Source organism: bacterium (assembly GCA_035281585.1).
Classification (GTDB): Bacteria; UBA10199; UBA10199; order DSSB01; family DSSB01; genus DATEDP01.
Genome location: DATEDP010000076.1, coordinates 1 through 16,403, shown reverse-complemented (window position 1 = coordinate 16,403; position 16,403 = coordinate 1). Strand labels below are relative to the sequence as shown.

The 16,403-nt window shown below is 61.3% G+C and carries 13 protein-coding genes, 1 tRNA gene and 1 pseudogene; 11 read left to right on the top strand and 4 right to left on the bottom strand.

The window, feature by feature from the left end; translation table 11 throughout:
- The 4 genes from VJR29_06105 to VJR29_06090 all read left to right on the top strand — a co-directional run.
- Positions 1-253, top strand: a 253-nt coding sequence (locus VJR29_06105; GenBank protein ID HKY62971.1) for a hypothetical protein, incomplete at its 5' end; no start/stop codon positions are given.
- Positions 254-318: 65 nt separating this feature from the next.
- Positions 319-1,374, top strand: a complete 1,056-nt coding sequence (locus tag VJR29_06100; GenBank protein HKY62970.1) for a PAS domain-containing sensor histidine kinase — start codon at positions 319-321, stop codon at positions 1,372-1,374.
- Positions 1,361-2,017 carry a response regulator transcription factor gene (locus VJR29_06095; protein ID HKY62969.1) on the top strand — a complete coding sequence of 219 codons (657 nt, stop codon included), beginning with the start codon at positions 1,361-1,363 and terminating at the stop codon, positions 2,015-2,017. The genes VJR29_06100 and VJR29_06095 overlap by 14 nt, the downstream gene beginning before the upstream one ends.
- 84 nt (positions 2,018-2,101) lie before the next feature.
- Positions 2,102-3,220 (top strand): lipocalin family protein, encoded by a 1,119-nt coding sequence (locus VJR29_06090; GenBank protein ID HKY62968.1) that lies wholly within the window; start codon positions 2,102-2,104, stop codon positions 3,218-3,220.
- A gap of 20 nt (positions 3,221-3,240) precedes the next feature.
- On the opposite strand, the gene VJR29_06085 is transcribed toward VJR29_06090, so the two are convergent.
- The gene (locus tag VJR29_06085; protein HKY62967.1) at positions 3,241-4,692 is read right to left on the bottom strand and encodes a tetratricopeptide repeat protein; all 1,452 of its coding nucleotides are present in this window, start codon (positions 4,690-4,692) and stop codon (positions 3,241-3,243) included.
- Between the two features lie 137 nt (positions 4,693-4,829).
- On the opposite strand from VJR29_06085, the gene VJR29_06080 reads away from it, so the two are divergent.
- The 3 genes from VJR29_06080 (at position 4,830) to VJR29_06070 (ending at position 7,317) form a co-directional block, all read left to right on the top strand.
- A tRNA-Glu gene (locus tag VJR29_06080) sits at positions 4,830-4,905 on the top strand.
- A 97-nt stretch (positions 4,906-5,002) separates the two neighbouring features.
- Complete coding sequence (locus tag VJR29_06075; protein HKY62966.1) at positions 5,003-5,413, top strand: DUF1232 domain-containing protein; 411 nt, start codon at positions 5,003-5,005, stop codon at positions 5,411-5,413.
- A gap of 284 nt (positions 5,414-5,697) precedes the next feature.
- Positions 5,698-7,317, top strand: coding sequence for an arylsulfatase (locus tag VJR29_06070; protein ID HKY62965.1), 1,620 nt, complete (start codon positions 5,698-5,700; stop codon positions 7,315-7,317).
- 15 nt (positions 7,318-7,332) lie between these two features.
- Here VJR29_06070 and VJR29_06065 read toward each other — a convergent pair.
- Positions 7,333-7,809 (bottom strand): annotated as a pseudogene (locus tag VJR29_06065) (methylated-DNA--[protein]-cysteine S-methyltransferase).
- Between the two features lie 174 nt (positions 7,810-7,983).
- On the opposite strand from VJR29_06065, the gene VJR29_06060 reads away from it, so the two are divergent.
- Complete coding sequence (locus tag VJR29_06060; GenBank protein HKY62964.1) at positions 7,984-9,426, top strand: AlkA N-terminal domain-containing protein; 1,443 nt, start codon at positions 7,984-7,986, stop codon at positions 9,424-9,426.
- Positions 9,427-9,505: 79 nt separating this feature from the next.
- The gene (locus tag VJR29_06055; protein HKY62963.1) at positions 9,506-10,792 is read left to right on the top strand and encodes a hypothetical protein; all 1,287 of its coding nucleotides are present in this window, start codon (positions 9,506-9,508) and stop codon (positions 10,790-10,792) included.
- On the opposite strand, the gene VJR29_06050 is transcribed toward VJR29_06055, so the two are convergent.
- Positions 10,789-11,544 carry a lysophospholipid acyltransferase family protein gene (locus VJR29_06050; GenBank protein ID HKY62962.1) on the bottom strand — a complete coding sequence of 252 codons (756 nt, stop codon included), beginning with the start codon at positions 11,542-11,544 and terminating at the stop codon, positions 10,789-10,791. The genes VJR29_06055 and VJR29_06050 overlap by 4 nt on opposite strands.
- Before the next feature lie 71 nt (positions 11,545-11,615).
- Between VJR29_06050 and VJR29_06045 the strand changes: the two genes are divergently transcribed.
- Complete coding sequence (locus tag VJR29_06045) at positions 11,616-12,971, top strand: histone deacetylase (GenBank protein HKY62961.1); 1,356 nt, start codon at positions 11,616-11,618, stop codon at positions 12,969-12,971.
- 51 nt (positions 12,972-13,022) lie between these two features.
- On the opposite strand, the gene VJR29_06040 is transcribed toward VJR29_06045, so the two are convergent.
- Entirely contained in the window at positions 13,023-14,900 is a 1,878-nt protein-coding gene (locus VJR29_06040) for a histone deacetylase (protein ID HKY62960.1), read from the bottom strand.
- Positions 14,901-15,000: 100 nt separating this feature from the next.
- Here VJR29_06040 and VJR29_06035 point away from each other — a divergent pair.
- The coding region (locus VJR29_06035) for a HAMP domain-containing sensor histidine kinase (protein HKY62959.1) at positions 15,001-16,403 on the top strand (1,403 nt) is incomplete at its 3' end.

The following is a 16,403-nucleotide window of genomic DNA, read 5'->3' as shown; positions in this document are numbered from 1 at the left end:
TCACCTCAGCGAGGGGATCTCCCGCCTCACCCGCCGTCCGCCGGCGGTCGAGGTCGAAGCGGTGCAGCTCGGCCGCAAGCGGATGTTCTTCAATCCGGCCAAGGCCGTGCGCGAGCTCGGCCTTCCCCAAACGCCGGTTCGGGAGGCTCTGCGCAAGGCGGTGGATTGGTATCTCCTGAACGGATACGTGAAGGAGAAGCTCCATCGCCGGATCGCCAAGTTCCAGGCCGAGGCTCGGCCGGCTGCCCCTTAGAATAGGCCTTGGCACTCGAAAATCGTTTGTTTATTCTTTCGCTCCAAGGGTTCCGGGGGGTGGAAATGAACAACATGCCAAATATCGAGGAAGAGTACGCCAAGGTCCTCGACGCTTCCCCTCTTATATTTTGGGCCAACGACCAAAACAACCAATGCATCTACGGCAATAAGGCCGGCCTCGATTTCCTCGGCCGCTCCTTCGAGGAGTTATCGGGCGAGCAGTGGCTGGACTTCGTTCATCCCGAGGACCTCGACGGAATCCTGAAAACCACCATGATACGCCTGTGCTCCCGGCCGACTCAACGCGACGAATTCCGTGCCCGGCTCAAGAATGGGAAATGGGCCTGGATGCTACAAATCGCTGCGCCGCGCTTCAATCCGGCTGGAACCTTTCTCGGCTATACCGGCTCCTTGATCGATGTCACCGAGCAAAAGTCCCGCGAGGAAGCCCTCAAGAAAAAGCAGAGTCACCTCGAAGCCGAGATCGTCAAGATCAGCGAATGGGAAAGATCCAGGATCGGCCGGGATCTCCACGACAGCCTGACCCAAATGCTGCTGGGGATTTCGCTGAAGTCGATGCTCCTTGGCCGAAAGCTCCAGAAGAAAGATTTGCCGGAATTCTACACGGCCCAGGAAGTGGCGCGGGAAATCGACCAGGCCATCAGCGCAACTCGCAAGCTCTCCCAATCGCTTTTTCCGGTCGCCTTGACCAAGATGGATTTCCTCGACGCATTGCGCGACATGTCCGAGCAAGTTCGTACGCTCCTGGGCGCCGAGCTTCGGATCGGCCTACCGGAAGGCAGCCAGTCCTACGATCCCGAAGTCGCTATCCACCTCTATCGGATCGTTCAAGAGGCCGTGACCAACGCCATCCGGCACGGGCGGGCACGGCGCATCGAAGTCGCCTTCAGGATTTCGGGGACTGGCCGAAACTGCCTGGAAATCCGAGACGACGGCACCGGCGGCGATCCCAAGTCGCGAAGCTCCGGCCTCGGCCTTCACATCATGGAATATCGGGCCAGGGCCATCGGCGGCGAAATCGAGATTGGCCCCGGCAAAAAAGGATTCACGGTCCGCTGCCACTATCCCGCCGGCGGAAAACCCGATGAAAAAGCCTAGTCCAAAACGAATCATGGTGATCGACGACCATCCGGTCGTGCTTCGAGGCTTGGCCGCATTCCTCGACGAGGCCGAGGATCTCCGGGTCTGCGCTCAAGCCGAGGATGCCGCTTCCGCCCTCGCCGCCTTGAACGACGCCAAGCCCCACCTGGTCTTGACCGATCTCTTCCTCAATGGGGTTCTGGCCTACGATTTGATTGAATCCATCCACCGCGAGCATCCCAAAGTCGCCATCTTGGTTCTTTCCGTGCAGAAGGAGGCTCATTACGCCGAACGGGCCCTTCGCGCCGGAGCCGGCGGCTACATCATCAAGGAAGAAGCTTCTCAAACAATTCTCGCGGCGGTCCGCGCGGTCTTAGCCGGCGAGACTTTCCTTAGCTCGACCGTCCGAGACCGTATGATCCACCGGGTCGAATCGGTCGGAGAGGACCGGCTCCGGAGTTACGTCTGCAAGTTGAGCAATCGAGAGCTGGAAATTTTCCGGCTCCTCGGCGAGGGCTCCTTCCCGCGCAAAATCGCCGCCGACCTCGGCGCCAATCTCAGGACCATTGAGACTTATTACGCCCGGATCAAGAAGAAGCTACACCTCCGCAGCGGAGTCGAGCTGACCCGAGCCGCCATCCAATGGCGTTCCCAGCTGTAGTGTTTTCCCGGACTTGTTAGCCTCCTTTTCTACCCCGAAAATTTGTCCCTAACAAGCAACCCAATCGAGCATAGGGGGTCGAGTATGAAATCCATCCGGGTAAAGAAAGCACTATCCGTCATCACGGTTATTTTAGGCGTCACCTTGGGCACTCAGGCCAAATCCTCCGATCAGGTCAACCTTTGCGTGTTTCCTCCTCAAGAAAGTCTCATTTCCATCCCTGAAGACGATGCACCGAAATTTCTGGCGGATGGATGGCTGCTCAATGCCTACAGCTTCTACGCCGATATGACCGACATTTCCAACGGGGATCGTTACGGAATACTTGCAATTTATCTGTCGTTTTTTGACACCACGCTCTTCGCGGTCGGCAGCGTGACGGATGTGGCCGCGCAGAACTACGTCCATCAGCCCTGGCTGTCCTTCGGTCCGACTTTCACACCCACGGAAGACGGCTTCGACCTGTTTTTGCCGGATGGACCGACCTCGGCGAACGGCCCGGTCGCAACGGGCGAGAATGGGCGAGTCGCTTTCGACCTTGCGGTGGGCGGCTACGAGGCCAAGCTGAACTACGAGAGCCTCAAGGACGCGGCGGCATTCTTTGACGATGGTTTCGGGGCGTACATCGATCCCGAGACTGGGCAGGACGTGGGCAGCAATTTCTACTACGGGCGTTATCGCAACCTGGTTTACGGAACCCTCAAGCGGCCGGGAGACCATTGGCCCCGCCCGGTGATCGGGTCCGGCGGCTGGGACCATCAGTTTGGCGCATCCTTACAGGGTGATGTGAAATGGACGTGGTATTACATTCGTCTCGACAACGGTGAAGAGGTCATGATGTTTGACATTACCATGCGTGAGTCGGGCGCTCGCGTGATCAAGTCGGCGACGCTGATGGGCAAAGCTCCCCTTTGTAAATACGAAACCTTCAACGATGAGGAGTTCGTCACGAATGCCTCGGGTGAATACATTAGCCCCCACAGCGGGAACGTTTATCCCACCACCCTCGAATTCGCAATTCCCTCGAAGGGCCTTCAACTCACCCTCACGCCGGCGATGCAGGACCAGGAATTGGTGAACATGTTCGGCTTAGTGACTCCCTCCTACCATGGAATCGCGACTGTGGAGGGGACCCGGAACGGAAAGCGGGTCACGGGAGGGGCCGACATTCAACTGGTTGGCTTTGGCGGCGCACTCGAATGAGGAATCCGCTCAATGGCCGGCTAAGGCCGGCCAAGGATGGCGGCCTGAAGCCTCTTGGCCTTGATGTCGTTCGGATCCTTCTTGATCGCTTCCCGGGCGACGCCGAGGCCCAAGGCGGCAAATCCTGGCTTGGAGCCGATTTGCCGCATTCCTTGGTCGGCCAAGGCCACTGATTCCTCGTGGCGGCCCTGCTTCGCCAAAAGCCAGCCGAGATTGAAATAGGCCAGGTTCGAGCCCGATTCGAGACGCAACGATTCGCGGAAAGCGACTTCGGCTTCTTTCAACTTTCCGGCCTGATGCTGGGCCACCCCCCAATTGTTATAGACGTCGGCTTGTCCGCCGGCCCAAGCCAGCGAGCGCGCATAGAGCTCGGCGGCGGCTTGGCCTTTGCCGGCCCAATTGAGCTGGTCGGCAACGTCACGGATGAGGAAGGCTAAATAACGGTCGGAGGAAATCGCCAGCGACTGACTCGGAAAGAGATGATGGGTCCCGCTCTGCGGACTGAAAACCAAGGAACAGCCGAGCAGGGGCAGCGAAACCCCCATCCCGGGATGAGGGCGCTCCAGCACGCCGCTTCGGTCGGAGCGGGCATTGGGCGGTTCCTCTTCCTTGCCGTGGCGCAGACGGAAGAAATCGACCGGCAGCCCGGCTGCCTCCAGGGCGCCGTAGACGACGTTGATCATCGTATAGGTGTCACCCTCCTTTAACCGTAGGGCTTCCAGCGCGTTCAGCCGCTCGGTCGAAACCTCGGGAAACTCGGCCAGTCCTAGACCGCCATGCTCCAAGAGATAGTCGCGGAATTCCGGCAAGCCGATATCGGACAAGTCCTGCAGCGAAGCCTGCAAGGTGTCGGTCGCCTCGCCGACCAGAGCTTCCTCGGTCGGGAATTGGACGAAATGGAACAAGCCGATGGCCAGAATCTCCTGATACTTGAGATCGAAGGGATCTTTTCCTTGGAGCGTGGGGCTGTTCCGAATCTTGGCAACCGCCGCAGCCAGCGACTGACGGATGGTCTCGTCGAAAGCGGTGGCCGGATCGCCGTCGTCCAGGCTCCAAGGCACCGGAGCGCCGATCGCCTCCCGCGCCAGATCCGGATATTTATGATGGGACTCCAGAAGGAAGCGCCGGACCTCGCAGGGCTCGATCCAGCGGTCGCGCTGGCCTCGCCGATCGGCCGAACCGACGGCGCAGCCTTGATCCATGACCAGGCTTAAGACTTCGGCAGAGGGCTTGCCTTCGAGCAGGCGATGGAAGAGCGAGGCCGCTTGCAAATCGTCGCCGAAATTGATGCGAAGCGGGGGCTCGGCCGGCGGCAGCGGCTCCGGCGAGATGGGGAGCCAATCGGCCTTGGTGGATTTCTTTTGGTCCGGTTTCGGCTTCACCGGCGACACGACGGGCCCTTCTTCGTCCGCTGATCGGCAAGCGGTCGCCAGCCAAGCCGCCAGGAGCCCGGCAATCAATATCGGATTCATTTTAGCCCCCTAAAAATGATCGAATTTCAGGATTTTCGCTTATCGCGCCCGGCCGGGGAGGGTTGCGAAAATAGCGGCCGGCAAGCCAGCTAAGGGCTTGCCAAGATCGCTCATTCCCACTATACCGGCCCCCCATCGCTCCCATCGTCTAGGGGTCTAGGACGGCGCCCTCTCACGGCGTAGACCGGGGTTCGAATCCCCGTGGGAGCGCCATTTTCCCACCTTGCTATTCCACCGGCATCCGACATCCGCCCCGAAAGTCTAGGGCTTCCGATTTTGACATTCCAGATTTTTTTGAGAATGTAGCGCCATGGGTTGGCTGGAAAGCTGGAAAAAACGAGCGAAGTCCCTCCAAGCCGAGGTCTACGCGCTTTACCTGGCTTCCCGCGATCCTCGAGTGCCTTGGTATGCCAAGCTTTTGATCCTCTTCGTCGTCGCTTACGCTTTCAGCCCCATCGACCTCATCCCCGATTTCATTCCGGTGCTTGGATACCTCGACGATTTGCTTTTACTGCCCTTGGGGATCCTCCTGTCGATTAAGTTGATCCCGCCGCCGGTCATGGTGGAATGCCGAAAAAAAGCGGTGGCGATGACGGAACGTTCCCGACCCAAAAACTGGATCGCCGCCGGGGTCATCCTGCTCCTTTGGCTCCTGATCGTCATCGCGACACTCCGATGGGCAAGGAAAATATCGCTGGCCCCTCCCACCGCTGGAACATAAAATCCGGCAATCATGAAAGGAACCTAACCATGAAAGCCACGTGCCCAAGAGGTTTTCTGACGGTCCTAAGCCTTGCCGCTTTTCTCCTGTCCGCCCAAGCCTGCCGTCGTTCTGAACCGCCGGCAAAACAAATATCGACGGTGCCGAGCCCGGCAACCGCGCCGGTGACTCCCTCGACTCAGCCCGCTGTCGCTCCGCCGGCTCCGGCCGCCCCGGTGACAGCGCCGGCCGCGCCGGCGGCCCCGCCGATTTTCTCGACCACGCCGCCGGGTGCTCCCCAACCGATGGCCGGCGCGGCCGCAACTCCGGCGCCCACGCCGGCGGCTCCGCCTACCACCAAGCCCAACATCCTCGTCATCTTCGGCGACGACATCGGCATCACCAACGTCAGCGCCTACAGCGACGGCCTGATGGGTTATGAGACTCCCAATATCGACCGCATCGGCAAGGAAGGCCTCCGCTTCCTCCATTATTACGGCGAGCAAAGCTGCACCGCCGGCCGGGCGGCCTTCCTCACCGGCCAGCACGGAATTCGCACCGGACTGACCAAGGTCGGCTTCCCCGGGGCCCCGATGGGCATGAGCCAATTGGATCCCTCGATCGGCGGCCTGCTGAAAAACCTTGGCTACGCCACCGGCCAGTTCGGCAAGAACCACGTCGGCGACCGCAACGAAGCCCTGCCCACCGTCAACGGCTTTGACGAATTCTTCGGCAATCTCTACCACCTCAACGCCGAGGAAGAGCCGGAGCTGCCGGATTATCCGAAAGATCCGGCCTACAAGGCCAAGTTCGGGCCGCGCGGCGTGCTCCGGACCAAGGCGACCGACAAGGACGATCCCACGGTCGACCCGCGCTTCGGCAAGGTCGGCAAACAAACCATCGAAGACAGCGGCCCTCTGACCAAGAAGCGGATGGAGACCATCGACGACGAGACCTCGGCCGCGGCGATCGATTTCATGAAGCGGGAGCACGCCGCCGGCAAGCCTTTCTTCGTCTGGTACAATTCAACCCGAATGCATCTGCGGACCCACGTCCGGCCGGAGCACCGTGGGCAGTTCAAGCACGGCGACAGCGAGTACATCGACGGCATGATCGAGCACGACGGGACGATCGGCTCGCTGCTCAAGGCCTTGGACGACATGGGGATCGCCAACAACACCATCGTGGTCTACACCTCCGACAACGGCCCCCACATGAACACTTGGCCGGATGGGGCCATGACCTCCTTCCGTTCCGAGAAGAACACCAACTGGGAAGGCGCCTTCCGGGTGCCCTGCCTGGTGCGCTGGCCCGGCGTGATCCAGCCCGGCACGGTGACCAACGAGCTGATGGGCCACAACGATTGGGTTCCGACTTTGGTGTCGATCGCCGGCGAGCCCGACCTCGTCAGCAAGCTGAGGCAGGGCTATGCCGCCAACGGGATCAGCTACAAGGTCCACCTCGACGGCTATGACCAGTCGACTTTCCTGAGGACGGTCAGCGGCACCCCGGGCAAAAACAACGGCGCGAAGAGCGCCCGCGAAGGCTTCTTCTACACCGATGACGACGGTCTGCTGGTGGCCTACCGGAAGGGCCCCATCAAGTATGTCTATGCCGAGCAGCGCCTGCCGGGAACCATGGGTGTCTGGGCCGAGCCCTTCACCCGGCTCCGCCTCCAAAAAATCTACAATCTCTTCATGGACCCCTATGAACGAGCCGACATCACTTCCAACACCTACTGGGATTGGAACCTCAACCAAATCGGCGGGATCTACGGTGCGATGGACGACGTGTTCCAGTTTGCGGCGACCTTCAAGGACTTCCCGCCGCGATCTTTTCCACCAAGCTTCGTCCCGACGGCCATCATGGAAGAGACGCTGAACTCCATCAAAGCGGAGCGAGCCAAGGCGGCCAAGCCTCTGTAAGAAAAGTAGGCGTCTTCAACGCTCCCGTTCGAGCAAGCGGCGCTTCCGTTCGACGCCCCAGCGATAGCCCGAAAGATTGCCGTCGCTGCGCAGGACCCGATGGCAAGGGATGAGCACCGCCAGCGCATTGGCGGCGCAAGCGCCGGCGACGGCGCGAACCGCCTCGGGCCGGCCGATCTTGCGGGCGATGTCGGTATAGGTCGAAGTCGAGCCGGCCGGAATTTCGCGCAGGGCCTGCCAAACCTGGCGCTGAAATTCGGTGCCCCGCAGATCGAGCGAAACCTTGAGCCCCCGGCGCGGCGATTCCACCAATCGGATCACCTGGGCGAGCAGCGCCTCGATCTCGGCCCCGCCCTCGCAAAGCTCGGCCCCCGGGAAACGTTGTTCCAGGTATTGCCGCTGAGCCCGGCGATCCTCGCCGAGCGTCACCGCGCAGAGGCCCTTCCTGCTTTTCGCCACCAGGACCGGTCCCAAGGAAGAGTTACCGACCGCCATTTCAATTTTTTCAATTGGGTTTTTCATCAAGCTCCTTTCGACGAGCCGACCTTAAACGCCATCGCCGGCCTCCTCTCGCCGTTTTCGGACGTCAAAATGGGCTGACGCCTCGATGTCCGAAAACGGCTAGAAATCGAAGCCCCAAAAGTGAAGAATCCAGCCATGACGACGATGGATCATGCCGCCTATTATCGAGCCTTGACCGCCCGCGACCCCCGTTTCGACGGGGTCTTCTTCGTCGGGGTGACCTCCACCGGCATCTACTGCCGTCCGATCTGCACCGCCAAGACGCCCCGGGCCCAGAACTGCCGCTTTTACTCCAGCGCCGAGGCCGCCGAAAGCGATTCCTTTCGTCCCTGCCTGCGCTGCCGGCCGGAGCTGGCGCCGGGGAGCGCCCCGGTCGACGACGCTCGGCGCATCGCCGACCTGCTCGTCCAGCGCTTGGAGGAAGGAACGCCCGAAGCCGGGATCGAGTCGATCGCCGCTCAATTCGAGCTGAGCTCCCGCCAAATTCGGCGGATCGTCCAGCAGGAGCTCGGCGTTTCGCCGATCCAGCTGCTCTCCACCCGCCGCTTGCTCTTGGCCAAGCAGCTGCTCACCGAAACCCGATTGCCGATCATCGAGGTCGCCTTCGCCAGCGGCTTCGCCAGCCTCCGCCGCTTCAACGACGCCTTCCGCGAACGCTATGGCATGCCGCCGAACCGGCTGCGCCGAGAGGCCTCGAGCCCGGCCCGAAAAACGCGGGACCGCGAAACCTTGACCTTGCAGCTCAGCTACCGCCCGCCCTTCGATTGGCCGGGGCTGCTGGATTTTCTGGCCCAGCGCGAGCTGAAGGGAGTCGAATGCATCTCCGCCGGCGAATACCGGCGGACGGTCCGGCTGGGCTCGCGCCAAGGCTGGATCCGCGTCGGTCATATCCCGGAAAGGCGCGGGCTCGCCGTCGAGCTGAGCGGCTCGCTCAGCCCGGTCCTGCCGGCTTTGCTGGGCCGACTTCGCCATCTCTTCGATTTGAGCGCCCGGCCCGACCTCATCGCCGAACGCTTGAGCCGCCAAGCGGCGCTGGCCCAAGCGGTGGCCCGAAATCCGGGCTTGCGGGTCCCCGGCGCTTTCGACGGCTTCGAGCTGGCCCTGCGGGCCGTCTTGGGCCAGCAGGTCACCGTCAAAGCCGCGACGACCCTGGCCGGCCGGCTGATCGAGGCCTTCGGCGATCCGATCGAGACGCCCTATCCCGAATTGAACCGGCTCAGTCCGGGGCCCGCAAGCCTCGCGGCGGCCAAACCGCGGGACCTCACCAAGCTCGGCATCGTCGGTGCCCGGGCCCGAAGCCTGCTGGCCTTGGCGCAGGAAGCCTTTTCGGGCAGACTGGTCCTCGAAGCCGGAGCGCCGCCGGATCAAGTCCTTCCGAAGCTTTTGCAGCTCCCCGGCATCGGCCCTTGGACCGCCCACTACATCGCCATGCGAGCCTTGCGTTGGCCCGACGCCTTTCCCAAGGAAGACCTCGCCCTTCGCAAGAAGCTCGGCGGCGCGACCCCGACCCAAGCCGAAGCACTTTCCCAGGCTTGGCGGCCATGGCGGAGCTACGCCACCCTCCATTTGTGGGGGGCCTCAAAATAATCAACAACTTATCTTCGGGTCCCTCGATCAATTCCCTCAATAATCACCTTTGTGCTTCTGTGCAGACGATGGAGTTACGATGGGGCCGTTGCTCTTCCTAGCCGTTGCCGGGCTCGCTCTTTGGGGCTGCTCGAGCGCTCTTCCACCAAAATCCGAGCCAAGCGCGCCGCCGGCGCCGCCCGATCCCGAATGTCCGGAATCGGAGTCCAGCTACGGATTGGCCCGGCCGCCGACTTGTCCGCCTCAGGCTCGGGGCAGCCTCAGTTACTTTGCAAAACCTTCCGGCCAGGAGGCCCAGGAGCTGGCTACGTACATCAAGCGAATCGAGCCGGTTTCGGGATTCAACCCCCAAGAAAAGGTCCAAGTTTTCGGTCTCTCCGCGGCGCTGCTTGAAGTCGCCAATGGTCCCAACCGCTTTTTCAAAAACGAATACCAAAATTTTTTCAGCGAGACCCTGCGCCGGGTTCAGGACGGGAAACTCAGGGTCAACTTCGCCAAGCCCGAGCTCCCGCCGGGCGAATACTATGACCCGGCCCTCGACGAGCTGTATTTGAACCCGGTATTGGGCGCACCGATCACCGAGGAAACCAAGATCCACTGGCTCGGCGCCCTCTTCGACTTGGGCCGCGACGGCGAAGGCCGGCCGGTGGCTCGGATCGCCCATGCCTTCGAGCGTTACACGATGCAAGGGCTCTATTTGCTCGAAAGCTCCGGCCGTAAGCTGGAGCAAATGAGCGAACAGGAGCTGGTCGACTGGCAGAAAACGGCCCTCCAGGGCTTCGACGAAGCGCCGCTCTTGGCCGCCGCCTTGACTGCTTTTTACTACCGCTCTCGGAACTATGAAAAACGCTTCGCGCAGCTCGATATCTTCAGCCATCTATATGAGGAGCGGCTGATCCAATATCACTTTAAGGAAAGCTACGCCCAAGCCGCCAAGGATTCGCCCTTTCACGGCAGCTGGGCGAAGATCACCGCCGAGGGCTATCGACCCAAGAGTCTTCCCCTCGACAAGATCCGGGCCGATATCGCCAAGCTCGAAAAAAAGCGAAAAAACGAGCTCGATAAGCTCGGCCAAGAGATGGCCCGACTCCAGGCCGCGGCCGACAAGGAAAACAAGAAAAACGATATGATCATGCGCGAAATCAGCGCCGAGGAGCGTCAGATTCGCGGCGAAGTCCGAAAACGCTTCGACACGCTGATCGCGACCTGGGCCAAGCTCAGCTTCCTCCGCGATCTCGAGAAAAGCACCCGCTATGTCGTCAAGGAGACGATCGACATCCGTCAGACCGATGACGAGGCTTCGCGGGTTCTGGCGAAATTTTCGATTTTGGGCCTGGAAGACGTCAGGTTCAACGGCTTTCGCTAGCCCGAGCTCTTCTTGGCAATTTCCATCAAATCGCGCATCGCCCTCAGCACCTCGTCGTGAATCCGGCGCACCGCTTGGCGAAAAGTCTCGCCCTGCTTGCGCCGGGTCGGGATCGGCTTGCCGATCCAATGGGTCAGCTTCACCGGGAATGGCAGCAGGCCGATCCCGAAGAAGAAGGGCATGGCGAAGCGGGAGCGCTTCAAGCTGCGGATCCGCTGCTTGAGCAGGACCTGCGAGGTCAAATAAGCCTCATTGATCCCCTGACAGTAGGACGGAATGATCGGAACCTTCATTTTGGTCGCGACGGCGACGAAGCCGTAGCGCCGCCGCCAAGGCAGGCGCTCGGCGCCGGGATGAACCAAGAGGGCTTCGTAAATTCCGCCGGGCGCGACGGTCACCAGGTTGCCCTTGCGGAGCAAGAGCTCGGCATTTCGCCGGCTGGCGTTGAGGGCCCCGCCTTTGAGGAACAAGTCCCGGAGCCAGGGAAGACGAAAGAGGAATTCCGCCGCCAAGGTCCGAGGATAGCGCCCGGTCTTGGTGTATATTTGCCGAGTCAACAGGAACGCGTGAAAGGGCAAGACCCCGTGGTTCATCACCAAGAGCACCGGCCCTTCGCGGGGGATGTTGTTCCAGCCCTGCAGCTCGTAGCCGAAATAGCGCTCGAGCAGCTTCAAGGCCGGCGAGATCTTGCGGAGGAAGCGGGGGCTGGGATTGGTGCTGGTTCCGAAATATCCGAGGGAGTCCTGGGCCATGGAGAGATCGTCGCCAAGCCCCTCGAGTCCGTCAATCCTGAAAAAAAATATCGCAGGAAGGGCTGCCGCCGATGGGCTATAATGGCGACATGTGGGATCGATTCATCGCCCGAAAGCGTTGGGAGCGCCGCTTGAGCCTCTGGTATCACCCGCGTTATGAAGCCCCCTCGCTGGGCCGGATCGCCCACTCCCTGGGGATGATCGCGCTGCGAGGCAAGCGGGTCTTGGCTCAGCTGGCCAAGGAAGGCCGGGTGAAACCGGGCCAGCTGAAGAACTTTCCACTGGTCTCGCTCTCGGACCTCGCCCTCTTCCACAGCCGGGACTATCTCGAGCGGGCCGGCAAGCGCGAGACCTTGGCCCGGATCTTCGGAGCCCCCGAACATGAGATCAAAGTCGACGAGATCCTGAGCGCCGAGCGCTGGGCGGTGAGCGGCACCTTGGCCGCGGCCCGGGCCGCGCTCGCCGGGCCGCCGCTGGCTTTCAACCTCGGGGGCGGCTTCCATCACGCCGAACCTGACATGGGCTCGGGCTTCTGCGTCTTCAACGACATCGGAGTGGCCATCGCCAAGCTTCGCCAGGAAGGCTTCGATGAAAACGTCGTCATCGTCGACCTCGATTTCCATCAGGGCAACGGCAATATCGTCGGCTTCCTCGACGACCCCAAAGTCCACAATTACTCGCTCCACGGCGCGATCTGGACCGACAAGGAAGGCGCCGGTCATTACAACCGTAATATGGAGGGGATCGTCGGCGACTCGACCTATCTCAAGGCCTTGGAGGAAAGCCTGCCCGAGTTCCTATCCCGCCACGATCCCAAGCTCGTCTTCTATATCGCCGGCCACGACGTCCTGGAGCGGGATCCCTTGGGCGAGTTTTCCTTGAGCCTCGCCGGCGCCGGGCGCCGCGACCGGCTGGTTTTGGACCTCCTGCAAAGCCGCGGCCTGCCCGGAGTCATCACCTTGGGCGGCGGTTACACGCTCCAGGCCTGCCAAGCCGCGCTGAATCTGGTCTTGGCGGCCTTGGGCGAATCGGAATCGCTGCCCTTCGATCCAGCCGCCGACCAATCTTCCCGATTCCGCAAAGTCGCCCACGACATCGATCCGAGCGATCCGCAGTTCCGGTCTGAAGCCGATTTCAAGCTCAGCGAGGCCGATTTCTGGCCGGAGCTGGAAACCTTGCGGTCCTCGAGCGGAGCTTCGGCCTACCAAGTCGAGCGCGAGATGGAGAATTGCGGCTACCTCGAGAAGCTGCGCAGCCAGGGCTTGGAAGATTTCAGGGTGACGCTGGATCTTGAAACCAAGGAGAAATACCGGGTCAGGGTCGAGGCTCGCCACGGCGGCAAAGCTCCGCTCCGAACCGTCGCCGATTTTCTTTACCCCCCTTTGGAAAAGGGGGGTTGGGGGGATTTTGCGGAGGCTCGCAAATGAGATCGAGCCTGCAAATGTGCAAAGGCTCTAAATCCCCCCTGCCCCCCTTTTTCAAAGGGGGGTTTTGCGTTTTTTTAGGCGCTTCGGTTCGCGGGCGATGTGGAGACCCTCCCGCAGCAGCCGGTATTTCTCTTTCAAGGCCGCTTCCTCGTAGTCGGGCGATTGGAAATACTCCTTGAGCCGGTCGCTGACCGCATGGACTTGGTCGCCCGGCACCCAGTCGATGATTTCGCCATTCTTGAGCTTGAGCCGCTTCTGCTCGATGCAAAAGCTGGCAGCGACCAAATCCTTCTTCTTCAGGATCTCACGCTGGGCCCGGAAGCGCCCCTCGACCTTGGGGTCGAGGAAATGGAACAGGGCCGAGGCGCCCAACCCAATGTGATAATGCGAGGGATGAAGCGCCACTCCGTCCATCCCGAAGCGCATGCACATCTGGACGAAGACCTCCTGGGCCTCGCCACCCAAGCCCAGGCCCGGGTGATCCTGACCAGGGAGAAGATTCTTCTTGTCCGGCAAAGCCCCCCGCGGGTTCTGGAGCAGCAGCCATTCAATCGAGATCGTTTCGAGCTTCCCGCCCTTGATGGCCTTGGGCTGAGGCAAGACCAGCTTGCGCAGGATGACCTCGCCCAAAAGATAGGACTTGGGCACCGGATCGTCTTCCCAACGTCCGGTCACCCGAATCAACTGGTGGTCGGGCTCGGAAGCGTCGACCGTCACCTTGAGATCGGTGTAGCCGAGCTTGCGGATCTTGGGCAGGATGCCGTAGCGCTCGAGGCCGAGCTCGATCCCGTAAGCCGAGTAGTAGTCGAGGATCTTGGTCGTCGAGCCCAGGGGACTGGCCCCGAAGAGGTCGGCTTCGGAGAAGCTGAACTCGTTCTCCATCGAGAGGTCTTTCTGCAAGTCCAGCTTGCTGAGGCTCTTGGAGATCCGGTTGAAGCGCTTATGGAAATGAGTGTCTTCCTTGAGCTCGACCCGGTCGGGGTGGCCGACGGCATAAGCCAAGAGGTTGGTCGAGCACTGGCAGGCCTTCATGCTGTAACCGCCGGCCAAGGTCACCACCAGCGGTATGCGGCTTTGCTGGGCCCAATCGATGACGAATTTATCGCGTTCGTAAACTCCCGGGATCGTCATCTCGAAGCCGCCCAGCGGGTCGTCGTTGAGCACGTCATGGCCGGCGATATAAAGGACCAGCTTGGGCTGGAAGGCGCTGAGCGCCTTCGGCATGGTCTCGGCCAGCTTCTTGAGATATTGGCGGTCGGTGGTCTCTTCGGGAAGAGTGAACTCGGTCTTCTTCTTGCGAACCGGCGAGAATTGGGGGCCGTTGAGCGAGTAGACCAAAACCGAAGGATCCTTGGCGAAGGCCGCGGTGTTGCCGTTGCCAAAATGATAATCGAGGTCGACGATGGCGATCCGCCCTTGAAAGCCGTCCTTGCGAAGCTTGGCAATGGCCACCGCCGTATCGTTGTAGACGCAGAAGCTCGATCCCTTGTCGGGTTCGGCGTGATGGAAGCCGCCGCCCAAGTTGATCGCGACCTTCTTGCCGCCCTGGAGGACCGACTTGAGCGCCATGATGGTGCCGCCGACGCCCCGGCGCTGGGCGCCGATCAATTCGTCGGTGTCGACCTGGTTGGGCTTGAGATGGAAGATTCGGCCCAAGGTCTGGTTCGACTCCAGCGACTCCAGATAATCCCGCGAATGAAAGAGGCCCAGGACCGAAAGGCCCACCCAAGGTGACGGGTGAACGTCGCCGATATCGATGAGCTTCTCGTTCAAGAGATGGGAAAGCAGTTTCTTCCCCCGATCGTGAACGAAGCCGTGGACTTTGGTGTGCTTTTGGACGGTCCGACTGTCGTAGCTGGGATGATACCAGAAGCTGATGTTTCGTTTTCGGCCAACCGCCGCAAGAAAGCGATCGATCAGTTGATTCATTCTAACCCTACCTCCTCTTAAAACCCTTAGGCGGTATTGTCTCCAAATCGCGGCTGGCCGACTAGAGTAAATTTTCTTATACTCGGCCCTGGTTCTCCCCATGAAAAGAACATCGGCCAGCGCCACGATTTGGATGGCCTCGCCCGCCGCCGGCGCCGGTCCCCAGAAACCCAAGGCGACGACGGTCAACGAGGAAGTGCTCCGCCACATCGAGTGGGTGTTCGGAGGCTTGAGCGTCGGGCTTTTCCTATTGGCCGCCGTCCAGGCCTGGCAGCGCCAAGTCAGCCTGAAATCCTTGTTAGTGATCGGGATTTTCTCGGCGCTCAACCTCGCGGTCTATCATTGGATTCGGCGGCGCTCCGAAACCCAGCTCCCCTTGATCTTCCATACCGCGCTGGGGACGGTGATTTGTCCGATGGCTTACCTCATGGTCGACGGCGCCCTCCAGCCCTGGTGGCCGGCCTATGCGGTCACCGGCGCCAGCGGGGCCGTGATATGGACCTTGCAAAGCTCGGCCAAATGGGGCCGGGCCTGCCTGGCCCTCTATCTGGTGAACATGGTCTTGGCCGCCGGCCTCGGCCTCAAGCATCCGGGCTGGGGCATCCTGGCCGTGCAGATCGGCGTCCTCGGCGCCATCGGAATGCTGTTGATCGAGATGACCGACATCCTTTCCCAAAGCCTGAGCAAGGTCTACGAGCGTTCGCTCTTCCACCGCAAAGGCAAGGAGGAGTTCCAAGAGCTGGCGAGGTTGAAGACCGATTTCTTCGCCAACGTCTCCCACGAATTTCGCACCCCGATCACCCTGACCCTAGGGCCGCTCGAGGCCATCCTCCGCGGGCGCCACGGCGAGCTGGACCCCGAGCTTCGCCATCAGTTGGAGGTGGCGGTCCGCAACCAGCAGCGGCTGCTCGGCCTGATCAACCAAATCTTGGACTCGGCCAAGGTCGAGGCCAAGGCGATCGAGCTCAAGGCCTCGCGCCAAGCCGACGTCCACCGCCTGATTCAAGAATGGGTCGAGCCCTTCCGGGCCCTGGCCGACACCCGGGGCCTGGCCATCCGGACCATGCTTGACCCGCTGGCCCAGGGCATGGAGATCTACTTCGACCGGGAGAAGCTGGAAAAAATCCTCTTCAACCTGCTCTCCAACGCGATGAAGTTCACCAAGCAGGGATTCATCGAGCTGGCCACCGAGGTCCGGGAAGATCGTTTCTTGATCCGGGTCAGCGACTCCGGAATGGGAATCAAGGCCGAGGAGCTGCCCCACATCTTCGAGCGCTACCGCCAAGCCAAGGGCAGCAGCCAATCGGAGTTCGCCGGCACCGGTTTGGGCCTCAACCTGGTGCGGGAGTTCACCAGGCTCCACGGCGGCGAGGTTTCGGCCGAGAGCGTCTACGGCCAAGGCACCCGGTTCGAGCTCTGGTTCCCGCTGGGCCGGGCCCATTTGACGCCGGAGCAGATCGTGGAGGGGAATGAAGCCGGCGGGCCCCTCTCCCCGGCCCCTCT